The sequence below is a fragment of the Serratia sp. Je.1.23.a genome (assembly GCF_051129805.1).
Lineage (GTDB): Bacteria > Pseudomonadota > Gammaproteobacteria > Enterobacterales > Enterobacteriaceae > Serratia > Serratia liquefaciens.
On the sequence record NZ_JBCPSR010000004.1, the window covers coordinates 26,568 to 49,741 of the forward strand.

Sequence of the window (23,174 nt, forward strand, 5' to 3'; positions counted from 1 at the left end):
GAAAATGGGTGTTCAAGAAAACACTGTCAGTATTCTCAGGGAACTAGAACAAAACGCGCTCAATATCGACAATGATCAGGCACAGCATTTTATCGGGAAGATCCGTAATGCGAAGCATATTTTCCTGCAAGGTGCAGGGCGCAGCGGTATTGCCATCCGCGCGTTCGCTAACCGTTTATTGCATTTAGGCTTCTCGGTCAGCGTAGTCGGGGAAATTTCATCACCTCATACAAAAGCGGGTGATTTGTTAATTATTGGTTCAGGCAGTGGCGAAACAGGCAGTCTCAAGAGCCTTGCGCAGAAAGCCGTTGAGTGTGGTGTCGACGTGGCGCTGGTCACCATGAAGAAAGACTCTGCGATTGGCCAGTTGGCCAACTGCGTGCTGGTATTATCGGGAACGGTCAAAACTGAAAACGATCGCACTCTGGGCCAGTTTTCGCAGCCAATGGGTTCCTCTTTCGAGCAACTCTGCTTTATCACCTACGATGCCATCGTGCTGGAACTCATGGACCAACTGCGTGAAACCAGTGAAACCATGTTTAAACGACACGCTGATTTTGAGTAATGACACTGAGCGCTTCGCTGGAAGCGCTCATTCGCTTATAACATCGCATCATTAAAAAGTGGGCAAATTACCCAGGTTATCGCGTTTGGTATCATTAGGATCAGTCGTGAGATAAATCCCATCAATAACATGAACCATTGCCCCATAAACCCACTTGTCATTCACGTAGGTAATTGTTTTAAAGCTTGTCTTACCGGCATTTATCAACTCAGCGACAAACTGACGCGAGTTAATTGATGCGTCCTTCTCCCCATTACCGGCTTTGATGATTTTAACGTACTGAATGTGTTGCCCTGCATTGTCTCTGCGTATACCCGAGATGTAAAAGTCTGCCATTTCTCTTGCCCCTTCTGCGCTATGCCGTATAGCCACTTTGCACAACTTAATATCTGCCCTGTTGCAAATATACCAATGACAGATTGCACAATTTTTCCACTCATTTTGCGCCAGCGCTCAGAGCCTGTATGCGGGGTAACTCACTTGATGCAATTTGTTTGGGTCTTCTGCAGGAGGGCAACTATAACGTTAATCAAATGCTGAAACAAAAACGGCCAGCTTAGCTGGCCGTTGGATGCGTTCTGTTCGGAATGAGTGCCCTAAGCCTGGGCTTCAGCATGCTCCCATGCGGCTTTGCGAAGATCTGCGGGTTTAAGGTCGCGTGCAGGAATGATCACACCATCGCATTTACCCTGTCGGAACACCGTAATGGTATCTGCCACGTCCAGCAATTCCTCTTCCTCACTCGATACCACGATGACGCAGCAGCCTTTATCTGCCAACTGATGAATGATGCGATAAATATCCGCTTTTGCCCCAATGTCGACGCCTTTGGTCGGCTCATCCAGCAATACCAGATTGGCGTTTTGCGCAATGACCCTGGCGAGCAGAACTTTTTGCTGATTGCCTCCGGAAAGCGATTTAATCGGTCCGCTCAGCGTTCCCAGCGTATTCATCTTGCTCAGCAACTCAGCGGCGGCCTGCCGCGCAGCGCTGTGACTGACAAATCCGCCAGAACGGAATTTTTTCAGAACCGGCAGCATGGCGTTGGCATAGCTCGACATCTGAGGAATGAAGCCATCTTTTTTACGTTCTTCTGTCAGGTAAGCAATCCCCTTATCAATGGCTTTTGCCGGTGAAGAAGGATGGTATTCTTTGTGACCCAGCCGGATGTCACCACCGGTAACGGTTTCCAACCCAAACAGCGTCTGGCACAAGCGCGTTCGGCCTGCGCCAGCCAGCCCGTATATACCCAAAATTTCCCCGCGATATGCCTCAAGGTTGATGCCTTTCAGGCGATCAGTCTGCAGGTTTGTGACCGAGAGCCAGGGTTTGCCCATCGCGCCGCGGATCAGACTACGGCTGTTAGACGGCGCCTGATAAGCATTTGCATCGCCCACAATAGCGTCAATGATGGCGCTTTTGCTCAGCGTCTTTTTGCCTTCGTTATAAATCACTCGGCCGCCGCACATGACGGTTGCTTCATCACAAACACCCAACACTTCGTCTAATTTATGAGAGACCAGTACTACGCCAATCTGCTTTTCGCGTGCGATACGTTGTACTGCCTGCAGCAGTTCTTCTGCCTGCGCACCTTCCAGCGCGGTCGTCGGTTCATCGAGGAAAAGAAAACGGGCGTCGCGATCAAGGTTAGAAACCACTTCCAGCATCTGCTTTTCAGGATGTGACAGATTTTTGACCAGCGCGGTAGCGCTGAAACTCAGATGGTAATCATTTAGTACTTTCTCGGTATGCGCGATCATACTTGCATCATCTATAAAGCCACTGCCTTTACGACATTCACGTCCGAGAAAAAGGTTTTGCCAGACGCTCATGCCGGGAATGAGACGGAGTTCCTGATACACACAAGCAATACCTTTGTTGAGTGCATCCCGTGGCGAAGCAAGGTGCACCGGTGTTTCGCCGATCATCAGCTCTCCGCTATCCTGCGTGTTAACGCCCGCCAGGATTTTCAGTAGCGTTGATTTACCCGCTCCATTATGGCCAAAGAGGCCGTGGATCTCGCCAGGCTTTACGCTGAAATCCACACCGTGGAGAACCTGCACACCCGAAAAACCGATTTTGACCTGCTTCGCCACATAATTCATCATTCTTCGCCTTTCACTTAAGTCAGTATGCTGAACCCATTACCGATGCTGCGTTGTCTTTGGTGACCAGCAGCGGTGGGTTGTTGATCATGGCTGGAACCTGTTCACCGTTCAGACTCTTCCTGGCATTTTCAACCAGCAACTGAGCCAGTTTAACCGGCTCCTGAATCGCACCGGCTTTCAATATGCTGTTGTTCTGAACGGCTTTGACGCCTTCTTTATCCACAAACGCATACAGCTTCACTTTGTCACTGACCCCCAGTTGCTGGATTGCCGCCAGTGACCCGAGCGCGGAAGGTTCGGTATCTGAGTACACGACGTTAATTTCTGGCCTGCCCTGCAGCATTTCAGTGGTGACTTTCAGGGAGGTTGTTTCTTCTACTTTGCCATTGACCAGCGCGACGAACTTAATGTTTTTGTTGGATGCCACGGCTTCCTTGAAGCCTTCATCACGTGCATTTGCGGCAATGGATGTTGGTTCTCCCACGATACCCACTGTCGCAGTGCCATTTTCACCAATGTCTTTCAACAGCTGCTGGCCAATGAGCTTGCCGCCTTCACGCTGATCGGTCTGAACACCTTGAACCAGCGTGACGTTTTGCTGCTTCATCCCCTCGGTATCCGGAAGGATGTTGATGGCAAACGCCGGAATTTTTGCCTGATTAAGCTGGTTTATGATCGACACGCACGGACCTGAGGAGACGCAGTTCACTGCGACCGCATCCACCTTCTGTTCAATGAAGTTCTGCACCTGCGAAAGTTGCTTGGCGTCGTCATTATCAGCAATCGAAATTTTTACGTTCAAGCCCTGTGCCGCTGCATTGTCTTCAAAGCTTTTTTTCATGGCAACGTAATAAGGGTTGGTGAGGTTCGGCAGCGTAACGCCCAATGTTTTTTTGCCGGCACCCACGGTGCTTTCAGTATCCTCACGGTTACAGCCGGCGAGCATGCAGGACAGTGCGACTATCGCTGCACCTGCGGTGATTGTGGTACGGAGTTTCATGTTTATCTCCTGGATATACGTAGGTCAGGGTTTAAGAAGCGTTATTGTTGTGTTTTGCGTGACTTCCTGACTTTGAGCCAGGGGATCACGATTTTTTTTGAGGTACGTAAGGTATCGAAGGTGACGCCGAACAGGATGATCAGGCCGATGACCAGCGGCTGCCAGTAGGCACTGACGTTCAGCACGTTCATTAGATTCGATATTGAGGCAATAAGCATGGCGCCAATCATCGCGCCGATAAGGCTGCCAGTGCCGCCAAACAGACTGACGCCACCTACCACCGCACCCGCTATTGAGAAGAACAGTTCGTCACCACGGCCCGCCGTCGGATAGCCTGTCATCAGACGCGATCCATAAATCAGGCCGCCGCATGCCGCACAAAGCCCGGAAATTGCATACACCAACAGGGTGATGCGTGGAATGCTGATCCCCGATAAGCGTGCAGCATCTGCGTTACCGCCTACCGCATAGATGTGAGTCCCGGTGATGGTGCGGCGCAGGAAGATGACACCAATAACAATGGCCAGCAGCAGCGCTATGACAGGGAACGGAATACCCATCGGTTTTGACTGACCGATGAGGCTGTAACCAATTTGCGTCACGCGTATCGATTCGGCGCCGGTGATAATTTGTGGTATGGATGCCGCAACCCCCATCATCGCAAAAGTGACAATGAATGGCGGCACGCCGGTGCGTTCGATTATCAGACCATTTACCAGCCCACTCAGCGCACCCACCGCCAAAACGATGGGTACGGCAAGCTGCCACGGAATGCCAAATTTCTCCATCAGCAAAGCCGCAACCACGCAGGTCATCGCCACGATGGAGCCGCAGGAGAGGTCGATACCCCCGGTCAGCAGGACAAAGGATTGTCCCAGGCAAAGGAAGCCGATGACCGCGCCGTTCAGAAGCAACACCATCATGTTCGAAACAGTCAGGAAGTTAGGCGTGGCGATAAACCCGCCCAGCATGACCAGTAAGAAAACAACGGCGATACCCGCTTCTGCAGGGACTTTGAGCGGCTGCTTAGGCGGTTTGATTTTTGCAGGGGTAGTTATTGAACTCATTGCAGCTCTCCTGATAATGCATTGGCATAGGTAACGTAAGCGTCCAGGACATGGCGCGCATCTTGTTGTGGCTCGGCCACTTTCTCAAGCGGCACACTCCAGCGATCGGCCATTTCAATATTTGTGCATCCCAGCACGGCAGCGGCAGCCTGAATGGCTGCACCCGCGGCTGCCGTTTCACCCACCGGAGAAATCCAAACGGGCTTGCCCGTCAGGTCAGCCAGAATCTGACGATAGGCTCGTGACTTTGCGCCGCCGCCGGTGACAATAATGCGACCGTCGTCAGTGAAGCCATGTTGTTTTAGTACCAGACCGCCCGCCAGCAGGCCGCACAGTACGCCTTCCACGGTGGCGCGAGCCATATCCTGCATCGTTGTGGTGGTGCGTAATCCGCGCATGTGTCCCGTGGCGTCAGGAAGGTTGGGGGTGCGCTCGCCGTCCAGCCACGGAACAAGCTGAAGACCGTTGGCGCCGGGTGGCGAACTCAGCGCGAGCTCGTCGAATTCGTCAGGGGTAACGCGCAGCATTTTGCGAAATGTATCGGTGACTTTGGCGGAGTTCAGTGTAGTAATCATGGGGATAAAGCGATCGGCCGCATCGGCATAACCGTTGATGGTACCGGTGCTGTCGGTAATCCCTTTCCTGGTGATGCCATATAACGTACCGCTGGTCCCGATAGAGATACCGGTATCACCGGTTTTCAGGTTCATACCCAATGCGGCAGACATGTTATCGCCGGTCCCGACACCCACGATTGCACCCGCCAGTTCCTCCAGCTCAGGCATCAACTTCACCACGCCTGCAGGTTGATGCGACGGGATGATAGTGGGCCAGCGGGAAATCCAGTCAATTTGACTGTTAACCACCGCAGCCAGCTGTGGTTCCCAGCTATTGGTGAAGGGGTTGAAGTAACCCGTACCGGATGCCCCGCCGCGCTCGCACACAAAGCTACCGCTCAGACGGTAAACCAGATAATCAAACGGCAGCATGATGCGGTGGGCTTTTTCCAGCAGCCCCGGATAATTTTGTTCTGTCCAGGCCAGTTTAGAAATGGTCATTGCTGGCCCCGGAACGGAACCTGTCAGGCGTGCCCATTCTTCCGGAGCAATCTTCTCGCACAATTCACGCGCCTGCGGTGCAGACTCCGTGTCATTCCACAGCTTCGCAGGACGCAGCGGGCGATCGTGATTATCAAGCATGACGAGGCCGTGCCCCTGGCCACCGACAGCCAGACCTGCAATACGTGGCCACCATTGTTTTAATTCAGTGAGCGCGGAGACTAATGCATCCCACCAGGCTTGCGGATCCTGCTCGCTACACGGCGGCGTGGTCAGTGGGTGCAACTTACGAGCCTGTGCGATCACCTTGCCATTTTCAAGACTACGCAGCATGACGGTACAAGACTGGGTGGAGGAATCTATACCTGCAACAAGGTCCCGTTTCATTCAATTTCCCCTAAACTGTTTCGACAAAATTTTGAGCTGACAACGGCATTTGAGCAAAAGAACAACTTAGGGGAAGATAATCACTAAATATTTTTGCTCATATGATTATTATACTTTGCTCATATGATTGATTTAAACAATACCCATGCCAAAGTAATCGTCAACAACTGTGCTTCAGGAACGCAACGAAGCTCTCATTTTTGACGTATTTAACAATTTTAGGTTTGTGCGATTTGAGGTCCAATACTACCGGATCAATAACCCGGCACTGGCGAAGGAACTGTAAGGCTTCACCAACGACTGTTACGTACTGGCGTTGTATGTCTGGCAAAACTGCGAACAAAGGTAGACGACGGCGTGTGGTATCGAGTGGCTAGCCAAACACTGGGCGAGGTGGGCAATCGTTGTATCAAGATGAAGAGATAAACAATGCTTGTAGCATACATATTAAGGTTACGGCAGATGTATTTTAACTCTCATTTCAATTATAAAATCATTATAATTCAATTTGTTGCTTTTTTTATTTGTTATGTTTTCAGAAGTCCATCCCAATAGTGGTAGACAACATTCCAATCATGGAGTAATCTACCATCTAGTAGGTTGGTTGTGGCTTGTACGAACCCTACATTTGAAATCACACTACATCTTCAGGAGTTGACATGACTAGTTCAAAAAAACCTTTTGCTGACGCTAATGTTATTCGCGGTACACGAGAAGCTATTCGCCAGCAGCCAGAGCTGGGCAATCTCACCTTTAACATGAAGAGTAAATCCAACGGTGGGGTATCCGTCCGTGTGGAAACTCATGCGACTATCCAGAACGGCCAGGTTGATACCAGTCGCTCCGGAAAATTTGCTAATGTTGGCGATGAACCTGCTGATTTATCGGGCACTGATAGCGGTATGGGCCCAGCTGAGTACATTTTGCAGGCACTTGCCGGCTGTTATACTGCGACTCTGACCGTGATGGCGGCAGAAAAGGGCATTGAGCTTGATGGTATTGAACTTGACCTGAACTTCGACATTAATCTGAACGGTTTCCTGGGTCTTGACGAAAAAGTTCGCAACGGGGCGAAAGCGATCCGTGTTGGCGTTAAGCTCTCCAGTCCGACTGCCAGCCGTGAACAGCTTGAAGAAATGGTTCGTGCACTGCCAGAAAGCTCGCCGATCCATGATACGTTGGCGAACCCGGTCAGTATTGATACCCGGTTGGTGTAGGTAAACCTCAGAGAGGGAAATGCCTGAACACTGTCATTTCCCTACTGCCTGATGGCTATTAACCCCGACAAAAACGCGTTATCAGAAGAAGGTTAAATCGCTGTTGTGAACTGATGTCCCCTTGCAGGGAACAACCGGCGCAGATAATATCTACCAACTAGTAGATTATAATTGTGAGGATTATATGTCAGTCATGACACGAGAAAGGCTTCTGAATGAAGCGGACCATCTGATGCGCGAACGGGGTTACTCTGCATTCAGCTATGCCGATTTGTCGAAAAGCATTGGTATCACCAAGGCAAGTATTCATCATCATTTCCCAACCAAAGATACTTTGGGCGAGCAGGTGGTGATTCATGCCTATGCTGAAACCAAACATCGGTTTGAACAGATTGAAGCGACAGAGAATACGGTCGCGCAGATGCTTATCGCCTATGTGGAGCTTTTCATCGAAAGCTATCGCACGTCGCGTATGCCGTTGTGTAGTGCTTTGTCTTCGGAAATGGCCAATCTGCCACCGAATATCAGAGTTCAGGCGACCGAATATTTCGACATGCAGATTGCCTGGCTGACCAAGATTGTCAGCCGTGGCGTTGATGCAGGGGAGCTGACAGCCGACCTATCGCCATCAAAGATGGCGCTGCTTATTTTGAATTTATGCGAAGGCGCTAGCGTTGTTTCCCGGGCGATTAATAAGCCTGAGCTTTTCAACGATACGCTTGAACAGATCCTAATGATTGTTAAAAGAAAATAATTCTGGAGATGACCCCATGTTAGATTGGAATGAATACCGCTCAGAAGTGATGCAACGTGTTGGTGATCTGGGTAAGTTGACCCCGGAAACGCTAAAAGGCGTCATGGCTTTGGGCAACGCCGGCAATAAGACCAACCTCTTGGGTGCGAAAGTGCGTGAACTGATTGCACTGGCTTGTGCGGTGACGACTCGCTGTGATGGTTGCATCGCCGTCCATGCCGAAGCTGCCGTTAAAGCTGGCGCCACAGAAGAAGAAATTGCTGAAGCCCTGGGTGTGGCGATCAACCTGAATGCAGGCGCTGCCGTTGTCTATTCAGCACGTACGCTGGATGCGATTAAGCAACTGAAAGCGTAATAGTTATCGCGCTGAAAATATAAAAGGGCATGACTGCCCTTTTTTCACTTCTGACAGACATTTTCATCATGCTCTCTGGCATTAGGTCTGATATGGCTTACATTGGCCCTTATCAGAACGAAAACAGACTTTATTTCTCGTTAAACACATTTCTTACCCATTCGGCTAAAGCCTGAACGCCCGGTCGGTTAAGGTTTTCTCGTGGCATAATGAGGTCATATCCTCGCCCGGCGGGTATTTCTATTTCAAAAGGGGCAACCAGTCGGCCCTCATCGAGGTAATGTCGAATGAGTCGTTTTCTGCCCATGATGATACCGCCGCCATTGAGTGCCGCTTCAATCGACATCTGACAATTGTTGAAGCTCAAAAAATTATCTTCAACAGGCAGGTTTTTGCCAGACTCCCTGCACCATTCTCGCCATTCGGAAAAAACATTCTGGGAGTCAACGGATTCAGACGTATGAATGAATGGGACTTCAGCTAACCAATGGTTTGCTTGCCTGATTTTTTGTGCAGTAGATGGAATACAGACGGGAACCAGCGTCTCTTCAGATAACCGTTCGCAGTAGAGATCGGGGTATTTCAGATTACTGTAGTAGATAGCGACATCTACCCGTTCAAGATTAAAATCTACCAGACCGGCTCTCACTCTGAAATTGATATTCAGCCCCGGCCACCGTTCGGTAAATACCGGTAAGCGCGGCATCAGCCAGAGAAAAGCGAAGGTAGGTGGAAGGCCGACAGACAAGGTTCCTCTCAGCCCCTGCACGCGAATATCTTCTATTTCATCACTGATGCGTTTAAGTGAAAACGCGAGTACGCCAAGTAAACGCTCCCCTTCATCGGTCAACTGAAGCTTTCTGGTCATTCTGATAAACAGTCTGAATCCGAGCATGGATTCAAGAGAACGAATGCGTTGGCTAACGGCCCCTTGCGTCAGATTGAGAGTAGTTGCTGCCTTGGTAAAGCTCATATGCAGTGCTGCCGTTTCAAACGTATGCAATAGTGCCAGTATGTTCTGTTGAGCGAGCATTCATCATTTTCCTTCTTAATTTTCTTATGCATTATTTACAGTAATGCATACCCCGGAATTGATCGTTTGTCCACTAAGCCCCTTGTCCTCTTTAATTGGCCCAACAGACGTCCTGACAACAACGATGAGGGGAATATCTAATGAAGGGTCTTAAGTTAGTGGTTATTGGAGCAGGTTCAAGCTACACACCTGAACTGATGGAAGGCATTATCAAGCGTCAAAATGAATTTCCGATCCGCGAGTTATGGCTGGTTGATATTGAGGATGGCCGTGAAAAAATGGCGATCATTGCGGGCCTCACCCGACGGATGCTGGAAAAAAATGGGCTGGATATACCGGTTTATGAAACCCTTGACCGCACAGAAGCACTGCTCGGTGCCGATTTTGTTTGTTCTCAGTTCAGGGCCGGCTGCCTGGAAGCACGGATCAGCGACGAAAGGATATCGCTGAAATACGACATGATCGGTCAGGAAACCAATGGACTGGGTGGGTTTGCCAATGCATGCCGCACTATCCCGATTGCATTGGCTATAGCGAAAGAAATGGAACAACTGTGCCCGGATGCCTGGTTGCTGAACTTTACCAACCCGTCGGGAATGGTCACTGAAGCGATACTGAAATACAGCAAAGTCAAAACCGTAGGGCTGTGCAATGTGCCTGTTATCATGCAAAAAGGTATTGCCAGTGCTTTAGGTGTCAGTGACATCAATGAATTTATCATGCAGGTCGCGGGACTTAATCACTTCATATTTGCGCGTCATATTTATCATGAAGGTAAGGATAAGCTGCCTCAGGTTATTGAGCTGATTTCAGAGGGGAATGATCCGTTGGTGCCTAAAAATATTCCTCCTTTCAAATGGCCGGATCGGTTGTTGGCGAATATGGGAATGATACCTTGCCCCTACCTGCGTTATTACTACATGAGCGACGACATGTACCGACAGGAGCTTGGCGAAGCACAAGGGGAAGGGACTCGTGGTGAGATCGTAAAGGAGCTCGAAAGAGAACTATTCGAAATTTATCGAAACCCGGAACTCGCCGAGAAACCGAAAGCGCTGGAAGGTCGGGGAGGGCAGTACTATTCGGATGCGGCATGTGAATTGATGAGCGCAATATATAACGACAAACGCATCATCATGCATGTCAATACGCGAAACGATGGTGCGATTGCGGGCCTGCCGGATGACTGTGCGGTTGAGGTCAGTTCAATGATCACCCGTTCAGGACCTATACCACTGAATGTCGAACCTTTCCCGGAAGATGTACTTCGTCTGATTCAACTGATGAAAAGCTTTGAGCAATTGACCATTGAGGCAGCCATCAGTGGTAATCGGTATACGGCATGGCGCGCTTTGGTTATTAATCCCTTGGTCAAAAGCGGCCAACTGCTTGAAAATGCATTGGATGAAGTGATCGAACATAACAAAGCGTTGATGCCGGCCTTCCAACGCAATAAATAACGCTAAGCAGACTGGTCGGTTATTTTATAACAAAGCGGTTATCACTCTGAAAGAGGGGTAACCGCTTGCCGATGAGGCATCAGACCGCTAAGAGACTTTTTTAAACATAGATAAAAGGGCATTACTGCCCTTTTTTCAGCTCTGACAATACTTGCTGATAAAACCCTGCCGATTTAACACCCGGTATACGCTGGACCAACTGCCCATCCTTGAACATCAGTACGGACGGCAGGCCCCAAATTTCATATTTGGTGGTCAGCACCGGTGCCAGATCCACATTCACTTTGCCGACTTTGACATCGCTTTCAATCTGCTCGGCAAAATGGTTGAAAATGTCTTCGCTCATCTGGCAAGGTGGGCACCAGGGGGCAGAGAAGCGCACCACAGCAACTCCTTCATGCCTCTCGATTTCTCTAAAATTATCTTCATTGTAAAGGGTTAATTCACGCATCATTCACTCCTGCAGGATGTCACTTGGTAGTGATTCTACCTACCAGTTGGTAGATTTAATTAACATAAAAAGCTATCATCGATAGAAAGGTACTTAAGCGAAGACAATGCCATGTTCTATCAATGGCTAAGCGTCACGTTATGTGGAAGGCGTGCTGAGGATTATGATATTTCACTCCATCTCAATGAGAAAACTGACGTATTGTAAAATTGGGATTACTTTATAAAAAAGCAAGCCTATTCATAAAGGGGCAGCCTACAGGGCAGGCCTATTCCTTTTCGGAAGGCGATGATGGAAAGAACACTATCCAGTCGTATCAATGTGGGCAGTACAGCGCATGTGCTGCATACGCAGCCCCTGATGATGCGTCATATCACTGTTGATGAACCCACAATTATCCTGGTCCGGCATGGCAGGAAAATAATCCGCTGGGCGCAAAAGGAGATAACGCTGGAAGCGGGTGACGCGGTGGTCATCGGTGAGGGGCACTCTTTTGATATCATCAATACACCATCACCTTTAACGGGTACGTATGAAGCATCATGGCTGAGTTTTTGTTCCGATTTCGTCCAAAACTACTGCCTCATGCATGTGCCACGTATGAGCATACACGAAGCAAATAAAATGGCGGAGCCAGGCAACAGTTTTCGCCAGGCCTTTCATCACACCGCAGAGGCCATTACAGATACTGAAAACATACCTGAAAGTATCGTGGCCAGGCGTATGGAAGAGATGTTGAGTTGGCTGGATGAATACCGCATTTTCTTCGCGCTGAAACAACATACCGGGCTGGCGATAAAAATCCGCAAACTCGTTGCAGCAGACATATCACAAGACTGGAATGCTGCGCAGGTAGCGGCTGAATTGGGTATGTCGGTAACCACCCTGAGACGCCATCTGCATGCCGAAAATACGTCATTTACCCATCTGGTGACTGACATCCGTATGTGTCGCGCCCTGACACTTTTGCAGGTGACCGACCTTTCTGTCACCCGCATCTCCCTGGAAGTCGGCTATGAAAATCCGTCTAAATTTGCTGCCCGATTTCGAACCCGCTTCGGGTTCAGCCCCAGCCTGGTCCGGGTTTCCTGCCAGGCTATCGGCAACCAGGCTGCGGTTAGCGGCCCTGCGTAATCTGCAGATGCGCTTCGCCCAGTGAGTTCGCTTTTGTTATAAAGCCGACCAGGGCAGGCGTCGAGTCCGCCGTTATTCCCGGCAGTTTGTCGACACGAAGTGCCGTCAGCGTGATCTCATAACGGTGCTTTTCGCCCTTCGGCGGGCAAGGGCCGCCATAACCCGGGATACCGAAATCAGTTCGGGTCTGAAGAGCCCCTTGCGGGAGATTTTTGTTATCCGCCGTTATCCCGGTCGGCAACGAGTGAAGTGATGAGGGAATATTCACCACCTGCCAGTGGATCCAACCCAGACCTGTCGGCGCATCCCTATCATAAATTTTGAGAGCGAAGCTTTGCGTTCCTACCGGCGCGCCGCTCCAGTTAAAAGAGGGGGCAAGGTTTCCACCACTGCACCCAAATCCATAAGGTGAACTCAGGGTCTGAGCCGCGGGGAAATGATTTTTTTCAAGCTCATGGCTTGTCAGCGTAAAACCAGCCGCAAAAGCCACCTGGCTCGACAACGCCAGGCATAATGTACTGATAACAGTAAGGTGAAGTCTGGACATTTACTCTTCTCCATCGGGGTGATTAACATCCCAATGATAAGGGGAGAGAAAGATCCCGCGCCGCCCTGAATCGGCCAGTCTTAGCTCCATAACGCCCAATAATGATATTTGTAATTCCCTGATTTCACAGGATGGCGGCCATCTCGCCGACGGCAGCTCACCTTGCGCAGCATTCCCTGTGTCCGTGTCCGGTGACAAAAGGATAGCATGATTTGTTCTTTTACCTATTGACCAATCAACTAGTAGATAGGTATAGTGCAGCCATACGCTCAACCGGCATCAGGAACTGACAGACAGTTTCTTTGCTTTCTGAGCATAACTCCGGCCCCAGCGGGGCTTTTCTCTCTTTCGCCTTGCGAGGTACACGATGAGTAAGTTGTTCACCCCCTACAATCTGTCCGGCATGCAGTTAAAAAACCGCGTGGTCATGGCCCCCATGACCCGCACCCGCACCATGAACGACGTGCCGGATGACGTCGTTGCACTTTACTACGCCCAGCGCGCCTCTGCGGGGCTGCTTATCACCGAAGGCATGCCTGTTTCTGAAGAAGGGCGCGGTTATCTGTATACCCCGGGGATCTACAACGCTGCACACGTTCAGGGCTGGCGCAAAGTGACCGATGCGGTACATGCGAAGGGCGGCCGTATTTTTGCTCAGTTGTGGCATGTGGGCCGGATGTCTCATATCTCAATTCAGCCGGGCAACATCGCGCCAGTTTCCGCCGGTACCGTACAAGCGGTTAACACCACCGTCTTTGCACTGACCGAGTCTGGCGAACCGGGGCCTGTCGTTCCAAGCCAGCCGCGTGCGCTGGAAACCGCAGAAGTCCGACGCGTTACCGCTGACTTTGTTCATTCAGCGCGTCTGGCAATGGAAGCCGGGTTTGATGGCGTGGAAATCATGGCGGCGAACGGCTTCATTTTCGACCAGTTCCTTAGCAGCGAGTTGAACAATCGTACGGACGAATACGGCGGTTCCGTAGAAAACCGTCAACGGTTCCTGCTGGAAACCGTTGATGCCATTTCTGCGGCCATTGGCAGCAATAAGGTGGGCTTACGCATTTCACCGTTCGGGCGGATTTACGACCTGGCGCCTTATGAAGGTGAAGCGGAGATTTGGGCAAGTATCGCTGCGGCCCTCGGCCAGCGTGAGCTGGCTTATGTACACCTTTACTATCAGCCTGTTTACACCAAGGCACCGGTTCCTGACGGTTTCAAATCCGCGTTCCGTAAAACCCTGGGGGGCACTGTTATTGCCGCTGGCGGCTTCACCCGCGAGATTGCCGAAACTGCACTTGAGGCCGATGAACTGGATCTTGTCGCGTTTGGCGTGCCGTACATCGCCAACCCTGATCTGGTCGAAAGAATGCAGAACGGCTGGCCGCTGGCTGAAAGCGATCGCACGACGTATTACGGCGTGACGGGTTCGCCGGAAAAAGGCTATACCGATTATCCCGCCTGGGAAGTCAACTAACACCACGCCGCTGTCGGTATTCGCGGTGCCCGCATGCAGGGGCGCCGCAAACCGAAAGCGGACATTAATGAGGTATTCAGGAGCCAATATGCAAGCCCTTAAGCCGATTATTACGATAGATATTTGGTCAGATCTGGTCTGCCCATGGTGCTGGATCGCCAAAAAACGTTTCGAAAAGGGCCTTACCGCCTTTGAGCATAAGGAACAGGTCGTAGTCCGCCACCACAGTTTCCGTATTTCCGGCGACCGGCCTGCCGTGCCGTTCCGCAAAGCCCTTTACAAGAAGTTTGGCGGGGAACATGGGGCGGAACTGATGATGAATCAGGTGGGCACGGCCGGGAAGGCTGAAGGGCTCCAGTATAACTTTGACACCATGCTCTTTGGCGATACCGAAGATGCTCACACGCTGCTCGCGGCTGCACGTCACGCCAATATGGGCGATGCTATGGCAGAACGGTTTTATCGGGCTAGTGTTACTGAGGGGCGTTCCATTTTCGATCCGCAGGAGCTCATTGCGTTAGCTACCGAAGTGGGCATGCCCAGAGCCGACGCTGAAAGCGCCCTTGCTAATGAGGATTTCCGTGCATCGGTGACCGAAGATGAAGCCCATGCCCGGTCGATCGGGGTCAGCGGTGTCCCGCTGTTCCTGCTCAATGAAAAATATGCCATCAGCGGCGCGCAATCTGCGGACAACTTTCTGAACGCGCTGAAGCAAGTCTGGGAAGAAAAAGCGGCTGAATTGGCAAAAACCGACGGCCAGACCTGCGGCGCTGACGGTTGCAGCATCTGAAATCTGAACGGACCGGCGGTATGGCTTGCCGGCAAATCTACCCTGCAAATAACGGAGTTCAAAATGAGCGATTACTTTAAAGGCAAAAAACTGCTTGTCGTGGGTGGCACCAGCGGCATGGGTCTGGAAACGGCGCGTATGGTGCTGAAAGCCGGCGGCAGCGTGGTACTGACGGGCAATAAAAAAGACAAGGCAGAAGCGGTTCAGAAAGAGCTGAGCCCACTGGGTTCCGTGTCCGTGATTGCGGCAAACCTGATGACCGAAGAGGGTATGAACGCCATTCGTCAGGAGATCAATGCCAATCATCGCGATATCAGCCTGATGGTCAACGCGGCCGGGATTTTCATGCCGAAAGGCTTTACCGAGCATCAGGAAGCGGATTACGACATGTACCTGACACTGAACCGGGCAACCTTCTTCATCACGCAGGACGTGGTGAAGAATATGCTGGCCGACGGCCGTGAAGGGGCAATTGTTAACGTGGGCTCTATTGGGGCGCAAGCCGCACTCGGCGACTCACCGGCTTCCGCGTATTCCATGGCCAAAGCTGGCCTGCACGCGTTTACGCGCAACCTGGCTATTGAGCTGGCCAGTGCGGGTATCCGCGTGAACGCCGTTTCGCCAGGGATCGTGCATACCCCGATTTATGAAGGCTTTATGGCGAAAGAAGACATTGCCGGCGCGATGCAATCGCTGAACGCTTTCCATCCGCTGGGGCGTGTCGGCACGCCGGAGGATGTGGCCAATACCATCTTCTTCCTGTTGTCCGACAAAGCCTCTTGGGTGACTGGCGCAATCTGGGATGTCGATGCCGGTATCATGGCCGTTCGCAGATAAGTTTTTCGTACCCTTGCCAAGCCGCCTTATGACAGGCGGCTTTTTTACATTTGCCTTCCCAGTCGCCACTGAATGAGTGTCATCATATTGAATACACGACCATCGTTTAGGCGAACATTTTTAACCGCCCCAACCCGGCGACCAGATCGGCTTTCAGGTCATCCATATCTTCCAGCCCGATTTGCAGGCGCAGTGCCCTACCGCCAGGCTGCCACGTCGTCACTGTACGGTATTCCGCACAGTTGAACGGAATTATCAGGCTCTCGAAACCGCCCCAGGAATAGCCCATGGCGAAAATCGACATGTTATCGAGCATGTGATCGACGCTGGCTTTGCCATATTCCGGTTGCAGAATAATGGAGAACAGGCCGGAGGACCCGGTAAAGTCGCGCTTCCAGATCTCATGACCGGGGCAGTCCGGGAAGGCCGGATGCAGTACTTTCAACACTTCCGGTCGGGATTGCAGCCACTGCGCCATTTCCAGCCCACGTTTCTCCGCTTCTTTGAGGCGCAAGTACATAGTGCGCATTCCGCGCAGCGCCAGGAAACAGTCTTCCGCACCAGGTAACATTGCCATCAGGTCATAGGTTTTACGTAGTTCAGGCCACCAGGTTTCGTTAGCGGAGACGACCCCCATCAGCAGATCGGAATGGCCGCCGAGGTATTTGGTCCCTGCTTCAACTGATAAATCGCAGCCGTGCTCGTGGGCACGAAAAAAAACCGGCGTCGCCCAGGTATTATCAATGATGGTGGCGATACCGCGTACTTTCGCCAGTGCTGTCATAGCGGGTACGTCCTGGATCTCAAAACTCTGCGATCCGGGTGACTCCAGGAACAACGTGCTGGTATTCGGGCGAAATAAAGTCTCAATGCCCGCGCCGATCAGCGGATCGTAATACTGGGTTTCGATGCCCATTTTGGCCAGCAAGCTCGCACAGAACAAACGCGTGGGTTTGTAGACGCTGTCTGGCATCAGCAAATGGTCACCCGCTTTTACCGTGGTAAGCAGCGCCAGGGCGATAGCACCAAGGCCGGATGGTGAGAGCACAGTTCCTACTGCACCTGCCAGTTCGCTCCATGCATTTTCCAGATTGGCTATAGTTGGTGTACCCATAGTACCGTAATTGAATTCAGCACGGTCGTTTTCGATATCGCTAACGGTGGGGAAAATTACCGTCGAACCGCGAAACACTGCGCTGTTCACGAAACCTTTTTGCTCTGCCGGGTTTCTGCCTATTTGGGTAATGCGCGTACCGATACTGAAATTAGAATTTGTTTCTTTACTCATTAGATACCTCTTCAACCAGCGTCATGTTGACCGTGTTATTCGAAAAATTTAAAGAAAGGAGCCAGGCACAGCAAGATGCCAAAAAAGGTGATGAACCACACGCCCGGACCTTTAAACTGATGCAGCGTTTTTACTTTGTAGACTAAATAGCAGGGGATCAGACAAGAGACTAACCCGAACAGTGGGCTACCGAGTTGCATAAAAAACAGGATCGAAAATCGAGTTGAAATCCATGCCCACAACCCAAGCACAACAATTGCGCTAATGGCGATATGCAATACTTTCTGGTTTATTTTTTCTTCAGGTATAAAACGGCTAATAATATTTATCACAATCCCTTTAATTGCTTCATGGAATCCCAGATATATTCCGAGGAATGCCGTTAATATTGCAAAGATATTCAATAGCGCACTCATTATTTTTACCGCGGAGCCAGGAATAACCTGCGCGGCAATTGCCAGTGCTGAGATGTTTTGCTCGTATGCTGATACGGCCTGGTCATGACTGATTGCAAAAGTGAATGAAAAGGCAAAAAATAAAACCGCTACTGCCAGTATAATATACGCTATCCTGTTAGCGCGAATGGCGCGGTAGGTCGCAATACGTCTGTCTGCCTCCACTTTACGGTAAGCGATATTCATTGGGCTGAGAATTTGCACAAACAGAATGGAAAATAGGGTAAATGGTAGCGTTAAGAATACATCGCGAAAAAATGGCCCCATCGGCGGAAACGCGCTAATATTATTAACATTCCAGTGTGGCACCATTACCAGACCCAGCGCGACAATAATACCGAATTTCACACAGACCATTGGCCCGGACACCTTGAATAACAGGCGTTCACCCTGCGAGGCGATACTCACCAGTACGATCAGGATAACCAGCCCGTACCAGACGGAGTCTGACAGCAAATCTGTTGTTAACCCAAAGGTCTGAATATACGAAGCGCTGTCGAAGGTGACGGCCAGTGAATAAGAGAACATTCCGTGCAGTAACATTAAAAAATAGGCTGTCCCCAGCCAGAATCCCCAGTTTTTACCAAGGTACTGGGTAATGATATTAACATAACCTTCACAATCTTCACTTTCTGATAGCGTTTTTAAATATAAGCTCTGCAATAAGTAAATAGCGGGGTAGGCAATAATAACCGAGGCGATAAGTACCCATATACCCTTTATGCCAATTTGCACTGGCATAAAAACAATGCCGGAACCAATTGCCATGCCAATACACAGAACCACCCATCCCGCGTCATATTTAGTAAACGGAACGGATTCATTAAATTTTTCGTAGCCTGGTAGAGAGTGATAAATGTTATTCATAATGTTTTCCTGTCGTAACTTATTAAAATAATAGTGGTGCATGATGGTAACGACGGTAATAATTATTAAGATAAATAACCTTCTGAGTGCAAGAACATGGTATGTAATGTCAAGCGAAACGAAAAGAGGTCGGCGGTGCTAAGTATTAATAAGACTTGTGCGTAAACTGCAAAAGTTGATGAGTATCGCTGTTTGGGTAAGTCGCATTATGCTGGGGTATGGTTGATTCATTCTGGTGAGGGGCGTTGATGAACAAGCTTTTTATGCCATTTAAAGCAAAAATTGATAACCATGCGATCTTCCGTCAACTGGAAATTTTCATCAAAGTTGTTGAATGCAATAGTTTCTCTGTTGCCGCGCAAAAACTGAATCTGACGCCGTCTTCAGTGAGCCGCAGTATTTCGCAACTGGAAGAGAGTCTCGGGATCGTGCTGTTAAAAAGAACCACCCGAACCCTGATCCTGACCGAACCGGGTAAATACTTATTGAGCCGTGCGCAGCGGCTGCTGGGCGATCTTGATGATTCGTTAATCAACACCTCCAGTTTTCACCAACACCCGCAGGGACAGCTAAAAATTACCTGCTCCATTGCTTTTGGTGTGTCGCATCTGATGCGGCTGTACAGCGAGTTCCGGGCGCTGTACCCGGATGTGCGCTTGTCCGTCGATCTTAACGATCAGAACGTGAATTTGAATGAGGAGAATTTTGATATCGCCTTGCGCATTACTGCTCGCCCGCCAAACAATTTTGCCATCCGGGAAGTATGTAAAATCAACTGGGTGTACTGTGGCAGCAAAATCTATTTCGAACGGCGTGGTATTCCTAAGTTGCTAGCCGATCTGGAACAGCACGATTGTTTAATTAACCCGAACGTTTCGGATAACTGGTATTACATCGATGAACAACATCAGGTCAGGGCATTGAAAGTTAATAACATTATCGAGGTTAACAGCACGCTGGGGCTACTGAACGCTGCTCTGCAACATCAGGGGATTGTCAGCTTGCCGACCTATTTGCTTGGTGACTATATTGCGCGGGGCGAGCTGTTGCCGGTACTGCTGGACCATGAAGTCAAACAGCATGAATACAGTTTGTATGCGCTTTATCATCCCGGATATCACCAGGACCCCAAGATACGAAGTTTTATCGACTTTATCGTTGAGAGGATTTCCTCTTCGCCAGCATGGGATAAATGGTTGGGGGAAGGGGGGCCGGTGTAGCTCGCTAGAAGTAAAAACACCTTGCGGTGGGCTAGCTTCATAACTTTCCAAGTTGCCACGAATGCCAGGGGGCGAGAATAAACACTGAGATCATCGAGCTCAGCAGAGCGCGCAGCATATCGGATTGAGTATCACATGGGGCACCCTGGCCGAGAATCAGTTCCACCCACCATTCAATCAACTCATAGAACGCGCTGATTGCTGGCACGATACGTCACACCAGGAAAACCAGCATTTTGCGGCCGTTGATGTAACCGCTGCGAATCAATACTTTCTGCGCCGCCAGCACCGGGACTAAGCCCTGGAACAGGTGGCTGGGTTTGTCGTAGGGGTTGTGGCTGAGATTAAACCACTCCTGCACTTCAAACCCGAGGGGCACTTTGGTATACGAGTACATCCCGCCGACGATAAGGGAAATGTAGCCGATGAAAATCAGTGAATAATAGAGTATAGGAGGCTGCGGATAGCGTTTTGCGGTGATCTACAGCACTGACGCGATAATAAAAATCGGTATGACTTCAAGTGGACAAGTAATCCTGCGGTCGGTTCTAAAGGCTGTGAAAGACAGCAGTAACGCAATAAGCACAATGCCCAGTAATACATAGAGCGGACGGGGGTTATCAGCGAGCCTTTATGGTGGTGAAAGTAGCTTTTAGCTGAAAAGAGGGAAAGTGCAAGGTGTTGGTGTTTGGCGTGTAAGCATCCCGCTTGCAGGATCAGTTTGGTAGGAAACTATTACCTGAAAATTAAAAATCAGGCCGCCTCAAGAAGGCGGCCTGATAATAAGGTTCCAATAATAAAAAGCGTTGGGTGGCCTTATTTGTAAATAACAGCAGTACCATGAAGTTTGTTTGAGCCAGAAACCGAAGTGATCAGAAATGCTTCTGCACCGGCAGCCTCTGCTTTTTCCTTCAACTGGGCTTCCAGAGTAGACAGAGTACCTGCATTGCTGGCTGAAACGACGCCCACTTTTTCTTTATTCACTGGCGCGCTGTTGACTTGGTCAGCAGCAAACACGCTGAAGCTCATAGAGGCGAAAGTGGCGGCAAGCAGAACATTTTTTACATTTTTCATGATGTTTCTCTCAATTCATGTAACTACGATAGGGTTGCGACGTTATTTAATTAACGATCGATAATTAAATGATAGGCTCATGCAGTGCTGCCGTCAACATGTTTTTTTAATGATCATTAATAAAATGTTTATCTAATTGTATTTATTGCATTTTATTGATTTTTATGGTGGGCGAGTCTTTCCTCAGTATTTTGCAAGTAGGGTCTGGTTTATGGAGGTGCTCTTCTTTTTACGGATTTTTTAGATAGTTATTGCATGTTTTATTAATGATTGTTAATTTAATAAAAACATACATGGCTGAGGAGAAACTTATGCAAGCCATATCGGAGAAGCCCGCAAAAAGTGCGCGTGGCAGACCGAAAATATTCAATCGGGAGCGGGTACTGGACAAGGCGATGATGCAATTTTGGGCATACGGCTATGAAGGGACATCTTTGTCGCATCTGGTTGATGCCACAGGTGCTAAAGCACCTACGTTATATGCTGAGTTCGGTAATAAAGAAGGCCTCTTTCGCGCGGCGATGGATCGCTATCTGGAGGTTTTCGAGGATCTTAGAAAAGGTGCGCTGGATCAGTCAGAGTATTCTGTCTCCCAAGGTATTGAAGTCTACTTGCGTTCAACGGCACGCAGTTTTACCGACAAGAGTAAACCTGCGGGGTGCTTTGTCATCTGTAATTCAATGGTGCTGGCTGCTTCATCAACTGATGTAGCAAAGATGTTGCGTAAACAACATCACACGCAGGAAGCTATACTTGAAACGTATTTGCAAGTGCGCCAGCAGCGGCAAGAGTTACCAGCTGATGTTGATGTCTCTGCTATCGCCCGGTATCTATCCTGTCTTTTGCAGGGAATGTCCGTACGTGCCCGAGAAGGTGCCACGTTGGCGGAACTGGAAGAGATTATTGCCACCTTTATGGGGCAGTGGCCAGCACTCACAGGTCTTACTTACAAGGGCTGATCTTCAAGGATACGAGCAGTCCAAACCATGCAGAAAAGACGCCGTTAATCATTGAAGCTTACGGGTTCTCTGCCTACTGAATCAATAATACTGAAAATTAACATAATGAAAAAATTAAAATTTACCTTTAAAAATGCAGAAGGTGAAGAACTTGCCGGGTTGCTTGAGTTGCCTGAAAACCCAAAAGCCTTTGCACTGTTAGCGCACTGCTTTACCTGTGGGAAAGATCTGAAAGGTGCTGCACGCATTGCGAAGAAACTGACAGAAAATTCAATCGCGGTGCTTCGCTTTGATTTCACTGGGTTAGGCAACAGTGAAGGTGATTTTTCCAATACCAATTTTTCCTCGAATATTTCCGATCTGCTGTGCGCGGTCGATTATCTTCGTCGGGAATACGAGGCTCCTTCGCTGCTGATTGGTCACAGCCTTGGCGGTTCGGCAATCCTCTCTATTGCAGCCAAAGTGCCTGAGGCCAGAGCGGTCGTAACCATCGGTTCGCCGGGCGAATTGACGCATGTACAGCGGTTGTTCAAAGACAATATCGAAGATATCAGGAATCATGGCGCTTTCCCGGTAGAGCTTGCGGGCAGGGTATTCACGATCAAAAAGCAAATGCTGGATAACATTCAGGAACATAAAATAGCGGAAAAGGTATTTACCATGAATAAGCCGCTATTGATTTTTCATGCTCCCAATGATGATACCGTACTCATTGAACAGGCAGAGAAAATTTTTAAAGCCGCCAGACACCCCAAAAGCTTTATCTCCTTGGGGAAAGCGGATCATCTTCTGACTCATCCTCAGGATGCGGAATACGTCGCTGGCATTATCGTTGCCTGGAGTTCTGCTTATCTCTAGTTAGAAGTGGTTTTTAAAAACATGGCTTGTGTGGGAGGCATAAGCTGTGAGGAATTGCACTTCATTTCGATAATAGGGATCGTTAAGGCGTTAGTAAGTTAAAGTCGTCGGGTTGGCAAGAGTAGCGTTGGTTCCTATGTTGGCCGGAATATACGAATTTGTATAACGTGTTTTGTTTGCTTACTTAAAAAAAAGCCCTGGTGATATTCAGGGCTA

General features: G+C 49.7%; 23 protein-coding genes and 1 pseudogene. 12 read left to right on the forward strand and 12 right to left on the reverse strand.

Going from position 1 to position 23,174, the window contains the following annotated elements; genetic code table 11:
- The first annotated feature begins 4 nt into the window (after window positions 1-4).
- On the forward strand, window positions 5-565 hold the full coding sequence (hxlB, locus tag AAZT04_RS15670) for a 6-phospho-3-hexuloisomerase (protein WP_434680857.1): 561 nt from the start codon (window positions 5-7) through the stop codon (window positions 563-565).
- Between the two features lie 51 nt (window positions 566-616).
- Here the strand turns inward: hxlB and AAZT04_RS15675 are convergent, their stop codons facing one another.
- From AAZT04_RS15675 to xylB, 5 genes are all read right to left on the reverse strand, one after another.
- Window positions 617-901 carry a DUF3892 domain-containing protein gene (locus tag AAZT04_RS15675; RefSeq protein WP_434680859.1) on the reverse strand — a complete coding sequence of 95 codons (285 nt, stop codon included), beginning with the start codon at window positions 899-901 and terminating at the stop codon, window positions 617-619.
- A gap of 260 nt (window positions 902-1,161) precedes the next feature.
- Window positions 1,162-2,670, reverse strand: coding sequence for a sugar ABC transporter ATP-binding protein (locus AAZT04_RS15680; protein ID WP_020439335.1), 1,509 nt, complete (start codon window positions 2,668-2,670; stop codon window positions 1,162-1,164).
- Window positions 2,671-2,692: 22 nt separating this feature from the next.
- Window positions 2,693-3,580 (reverse strand): substrate-binding domain-containing protein, encoded by an 888-nt coding sequence (locus tag AAZT04_RS15685; protein ID WP_434679681.1) that lies wholly within the window; start codon window positions 3,578-3,580, stop codon window positions 2,693-2,695.
- A 134-nt stretch (window positions 3,581-3,714) separates the two neighbouring features.
- On the reverse strand, window positions 3,715-4,740 hold the full coding sequence (locus tag AAZT04_RS15690) for an ABC transporter permease (RefSeq protein ID WP_020439333.1): 1,026 nt from the start codon (window positions 4,738-4,740) through the stop codon (window positions 3,715-3,717).
- Window positions 4,737-6,185, reverse strand: coding sequence for a xylulokinase (gene xylB / locus AAZT04_RS15695; protein ID WP_434680862.1), 1,449 nt, complete (start codon window positions 6,183-6,185; stop codon window positions 4,737-4,739). The genes AAZT04_RS15690 and xylB overlap by 4 nt, the downstream gene beginning before the upstream one ends.
- A 659-nt stretch (window positions 6,186-6,844) precedes the next feature.
- Here xylB and AAZT04_RS15700 point away from each other — a divergent pair.
- The 3 genes from AAZT04_RS15700 (at window position 6,845) to AAZT04_RS15710 (ending at window position 8,511) form a co-directional block, all read left to right on the forward strand.
- Window positions 6,845-7,402, forward strand: coding sequence for an OsmC family protein (locus AAZT04_RS15700; RefSeq protein WP_290016629.1), 558 nt, complete (start codon window positions 6,845-6,847; stop codon window positions 7,400-7,402).
- 184 nt (window positions 7,403-7,586) lie between these two features.
- Window positions 7,587-8,156, forward strand: a complete 570-nt coding sequence (locus tag AAZT04_RS15705) for a TetR/AcrR family transcriptional regulator (RefSeq protein WP_434680865.1) — start codon at window positions 7,587-7,589, stop codon at window positions 8,154-8,156.
- Between the two features lie 16 nt (window positions 8,157-8,172).
- Entirely contained in the window at window positions 8,173-8,511 is a 339-nt protein-coding gene (locus AAZT04_RS15710) for a carboxymuconolactone decarboxylase family protein (protein WP_007374386.1), read from the forward strand.
- Between the two features lie 130 nt (window positions 8,512-8,641).
- On the opposite strand, the gene AAZT04_RS15715 is transcribed toward AAZT04_RS15710, so the two are convergent.
- Window positions 8,642-9,544: a LysR substrate-binding domain-containing protein gene (locus tag AAZT04_RS15715; protein ID WP_434680868.1), complete on the reverse strand. Its 903-nt coding sequence runs from the start codon at window positions 9,542-9,544 to the stop codon at window positions 8,642-8,644.
- Window positions 9,545-9,684: 140 nt separating this feature from the next.
- Between AAZT04_RS15715 and AAZT04_RS15720 the strand changes: the two genes are divergently transcribed.
- Entirely contained in the window at window positions 9,685-11,004 is a 1,320-nt protein-coding gene (locus tag AAZT04_RS15720) for a 6-phospho-beta-glucosidase (protein ID WP_434680870.1), read from the forward strand.
- A 121-nt stretch (window positions 11,005-11,125) separates the two neighbouring features.
- Here AAZT04_RS15720 and AAZT04_RS15725 read toward each other — a convergent pair whose 3' ends face one another.
- Entirely contained in the window at window positions 11,126-11,455 is a 330-nt protein-coding gene (locus tag AAZT04_RS15725) for a thioredoxin family protein (RefSeq protein WP_434680872.1), read from the reverse strand.
- Between the two features lie 288 nt (window positions 11,456-11,743).
- Between AAZT04_RS15725 and AAZT04_RS15730 the strand changes: the two genes are divergently transcribed.
- Complete coding sequence (locus tag AAZT04_RS15730; RefSeq protein WP_434680874.1) at window positions 11,744-12,589, forward strand: helix-turn-helix transcriptional regulator; 846 nt, start codon at window positions 11,744-11,746, stop codon at window positions 12,587-12,589.
- On the opposite strand, the gene AAZT04_RS15735 is transcribed toward AAZT04_RS15730, so the two are convergent.
- Window positions 12,573-13,136, reverse strand: coding sequence for a YbhB/YbcL family Raf kinase inhibitor-like protein (locus AAZT04_RS15735; RefSeq protein ID WP_434680876.1), 564 nt, complete (start codon window positions 13,134-13,136; stop codon window positions 12,573-12,575). The two genes, AAZT04_RS15730 and AAZT04_RS15735, sit on opposite strands and share 17 nt — an antisense overlap.
- A 367-nt stretch (window positions 13,137-13,503) precedes the next feature.
- Between AAZT04_RS15735 and AAZT04_RS15740 the strand changes: the two genes are divergently transcribed.
- From AAZT04_RS15740 to AAZT04_RS15750, 3 genes are all read left to right on the forward strand, one after another.
- On the forward strand, window positions 13,504-14,610 hold the full coding sequence (locus AAZT04_RS15740; protein WP_281160801.1) for an alkene reductase: 1,107 nt from the start codon (window positions 13,504-13,506) through the stop codon (window positions 14,608-14,610).
- A gap of 88 nt (window positions 14,611-14,698) precedes the next feature.
- The gene (locus tag AAZT04_RS15745; RefSeq protein ID WP_281160802.1) at window positions 14,699-15,400 is read left to right on the forward strand and encodes a DsbA family oxidoreductase; all 702 of its coding nucleotides are present in this window, start codon (window positions 14,699-14,701) and stop codon (window positions 15,398-15,400) included.
- 63 nt (window positions 15,401-15,463) lie between these two features.
- Window positions 15,464-16,237: an SDR family NAD(P)-dependent oxidoreductase gene (locus tag AAZT04_RS15750; RefSeq protein ID WP_212558192.1), complete on the forward strand. Its 774-nt coding sequence runs from the start codon at window positions 15,464-15,466 to the stop codon at window positions 16,235-16,237.
- Window positions 16,238-16,343: 106 nt separating this feature from the next.
- On the opposite strand, the gene metC is transcribed toward AAZT04_RS15750, so the two are convergent.
- Both metC and AAZT04_RS15760 read right to left on the reverse strand, forming a co-directional pair.
- On the reverse strand, window positions 16,344-17,525 hold the full coding sequence (metC, locus tag AAZT04_RS15755; RefSeq protein ID WP_212558193.1) for a cystathionine beta-lyase: 1,182 nt from the start codon (window positions 17,523-17,525) through the stop codon (window positions 16,344-16,346).
- 35 nt (window positions 17,526-17,560) lie between these two features.
- Window positions 17,561-18,847: an amino acid permease gene (locus AAZT04_RS15760; RefSeq protein ID WP_434680880.1), complete on the reverse strand. Its 1,287-nt coding sequence runs from the start codon at window positions 18,845-18,847 to the stop codon at window positions 17,561-17,563.
- 248 nt (window positions 18,848-19,095) lie between these two features.
- On the opposite strand from AAZT04_RS15760, the gene AAZT04_RS15765 reads away from it, so the two are divergent.
- Window positions 19,096-20,067 carry a LysR family transcriptional regulator gene (locus AAZT04_RS15765; protein WP_434680882.1) on the forward strand — a complete coding sequence of 324 codons (972 nt, stop codon included), beginning with the start codon at window positions 19,096-19,098 and terminating at the stop codon, window positions 20,065-20,067.
- A 37-nt stretch (window positions 20,068-20,104) separates the two neighbouring features.
- On the opposite strand, the pseudogene AAZT04_RS15770 reads toward AAZT04_RS15765, so the two are convergent.
- Window positions 20,105-20,662: pseudogene (locus AAZT04_RS15770) on the reverse strand (DUF2238 domain-containing protein).
- Between the two features lie 221 nt (window positions 20,663-20,883).
- The gene (gene bhsA, locus AAZT04_RS15775) at window positions 20,884-21,141 is read right to left on the reverse strand and encodes a multiple stress resistance protein BhsA (protein WP_212558196.1); all 258 of its coding nucleotides are present in this window, start codon (window positions 21,139-21,141) and stop codon (window positions 20,884-20,886) included.
- A 311-nt stretch (window positions 21,142-21,452) separates the two neighbouring features.
- Here bhsA and AAZT04_RS15780 point away from each other — a divergent pair, with 311 nt between their 5' ends.
- Together AAZT04_RS15780 and AAZT04_RS15785 are read left to right on the forward strand one after the other, a co-directional pair.
- Entirely contained in the window at window positions 21,453-22,100 is a 648-nt protein-coding gene (locus AAZT04_RS15780; protein WP_212558197.1) for a TetR/AcrR family transcriptional regulator, read from the forward strand.
- Window positions 22,101-22,205: 105 nt separating this feature from the next.
- Window positions 22,206-22,958: an alpha/beta hydrolase family protein gene (locus AAZT04_RS15785; protein ID WP_212558198.1), complete on the forward strand. Its 753-nt coding sequence runs from the start codon at window positions 22,206-22,208 to the stop codon at window positions 22,956-22,958.
- The last annotated feature ends 216 nt before the right edge of the window (window positions 22,959-23,174 follow it).

Excerpts from the sequence above, each read along its gene's own strand:
- hxlB (WP_434680857.1), top strand. The coding sequence starts at position 5 with ATGGGTGTTCAAGAAAACACTGTCAGTATTCTCAGGGAACTAGAACAA.
- AAZT04_RS15675 (WP_434680859.1), bottom strand. The coding sequence starts at position 901 with ATGGCAGACTTTTACATCTCGGGTATACGCAGAGACAATGCAGGGCAA.
- AAZT04_RS15680 (WP_020439335.1), bottom strand. The coding sequence starts at position 2,670 with ATGAATTATGTGGCGAAGCAGGTCAAAATCGGTTTTTCGGGTGTGCAG.
- AAZT04_RS15690 (WP_020439333.1), bottom strand. The coding sequence starts at position 4,740 with ATGAGTTCAATAACTACCCCTGCAAAAATCAAACCGCCTAAGCAGCCG.
- xylB (WP_434680862.1), bottom strand. The coding sequence starts at position 6,185 with ATGAAACGGGACCTTGTTGCAGGTATAGATTCCTCCACCCAGTCTTGT.
- AAZT04_RS15700 (WP_290016629.1), top strand. The coding sequence starts at position 6,845 with ATGACTAGTTCAAAAAAACCTTTTGCTGACGCTAATGTTATTCGCGGT.
- AAZT04_RS15705 (WP_434680865.1), top strand. The coding sequence starts at position 7,587 with ATGTCAGTCATGACACGAGAAAGGCTTCTGAATGAAGCGGACCATCTG.
- AAZT04_RS15710 (WP_007374386.1), top strand. The coding sequence starts at position 8,173 with ATGTTAGATTGGAATGAATACCGCTCAGAAGTGATGCAACGTGTTGGT.
- AAZT04_RS15715 (WP_434680868.1), bottom strand. The coding sequence starts at position 9,544 with ATGCTCGCTCAACAGAACATACTGGCACTATTGCATACGTTTGAAACG.
- AAZT04_RS15720 (WP_434680870.1), top strand. The coding sequence starts at position 9,685 with ATGAAGGGTCTTAAGTTAGTGGTTATTGGAGCAGGTTCAAGCTACACA.
- AAZT04_RS15725 (WP_434680872.1), bottom strand. The coding sequence starts at position 11,455 with ATGCGTGAATTAACCCTTTACAATGAAGATAATTTTAGAGAAATCGAG.
- AAZT04_RS15730 (WP_434680874.1), top strand. The coding sequence starts at position 11,744 with ATGATGGAAAGAACACTATCCAGTCGTATCAATGTGGGCAGTACAGCG.
- AAZT04_RS15735 (WP_434680876.1), bottom strand. The coding sequence starts at position 13,136 with ATGTCCAGACTTCACCTTACTGTTATCAGTACATTATGCCTGGCGTTG.
- AAZT04_RS15740 (WP_281160801.1), top strand. The coding sequence starts at position 13,504 with ATGAGTAAGTTGTTCACCCCCTACAATCTGTCCGGCATGCAGTTAAAA.
- AAZT04_RS15745 (WP_281160802.1), top strand. The coding sequence starts at position 14,699 with ATGCAAGCCCTTAAGCCGATTATTACGATAGATATTTGGTCAGATCTG.
- AAZT04_RS15750 (WP_212558192.1), top strand. The coding sequence starts at position 15,464 with ATGAGCGATTACTTTAAAGGCAAAAAACTGCTTGTCGTGGGTGGCACC.
- metC (WP_212558193.1), bottom strand. The coding sequence starts at position 17,525 with ATGAGTAAAGAAACAAATTCTAATTTCAGTATCGGTACGCGCATTACC.
- AAZT04_RS15760 (WP_434680880.1), bottom strand. The coding sequence starts at position 18,847 with ATGAATAACATTTATCACTCTCTACCAGGCTACGAAAAATTTAATGAA.
- AAZT04_RS15765 (WP_434680882.1), top strand. The coding sequence starts at position 19,096 with ATGAACAAGCTTTTTATGCCATTTAAAGCAAAAATTGATAACCATGCG.
- bhsA (WP_212558196.1), bottom strand. The coding sequence starts at position 21,141 with ATGAAAAATGTAAAAAATGTTCTGCTTGCCGCCACTTTCGCCTCTATG.
- AAZT04_RS15780 (WP_212558197.1), top strand. The coding sequence starts at position 21,453 with ATGCAAGCCATATCGGAGAAGCCCGCAAAAAGTGCGCGTGGCAGACCG.
- AAZT04_RS15785 (WP_212558198.1), top strand. The coding sequence starts at position 22,206 with ATGAAAAAATTAAAATTTACCTTTAAAAATGCAGAAGGTGAAGAACTT.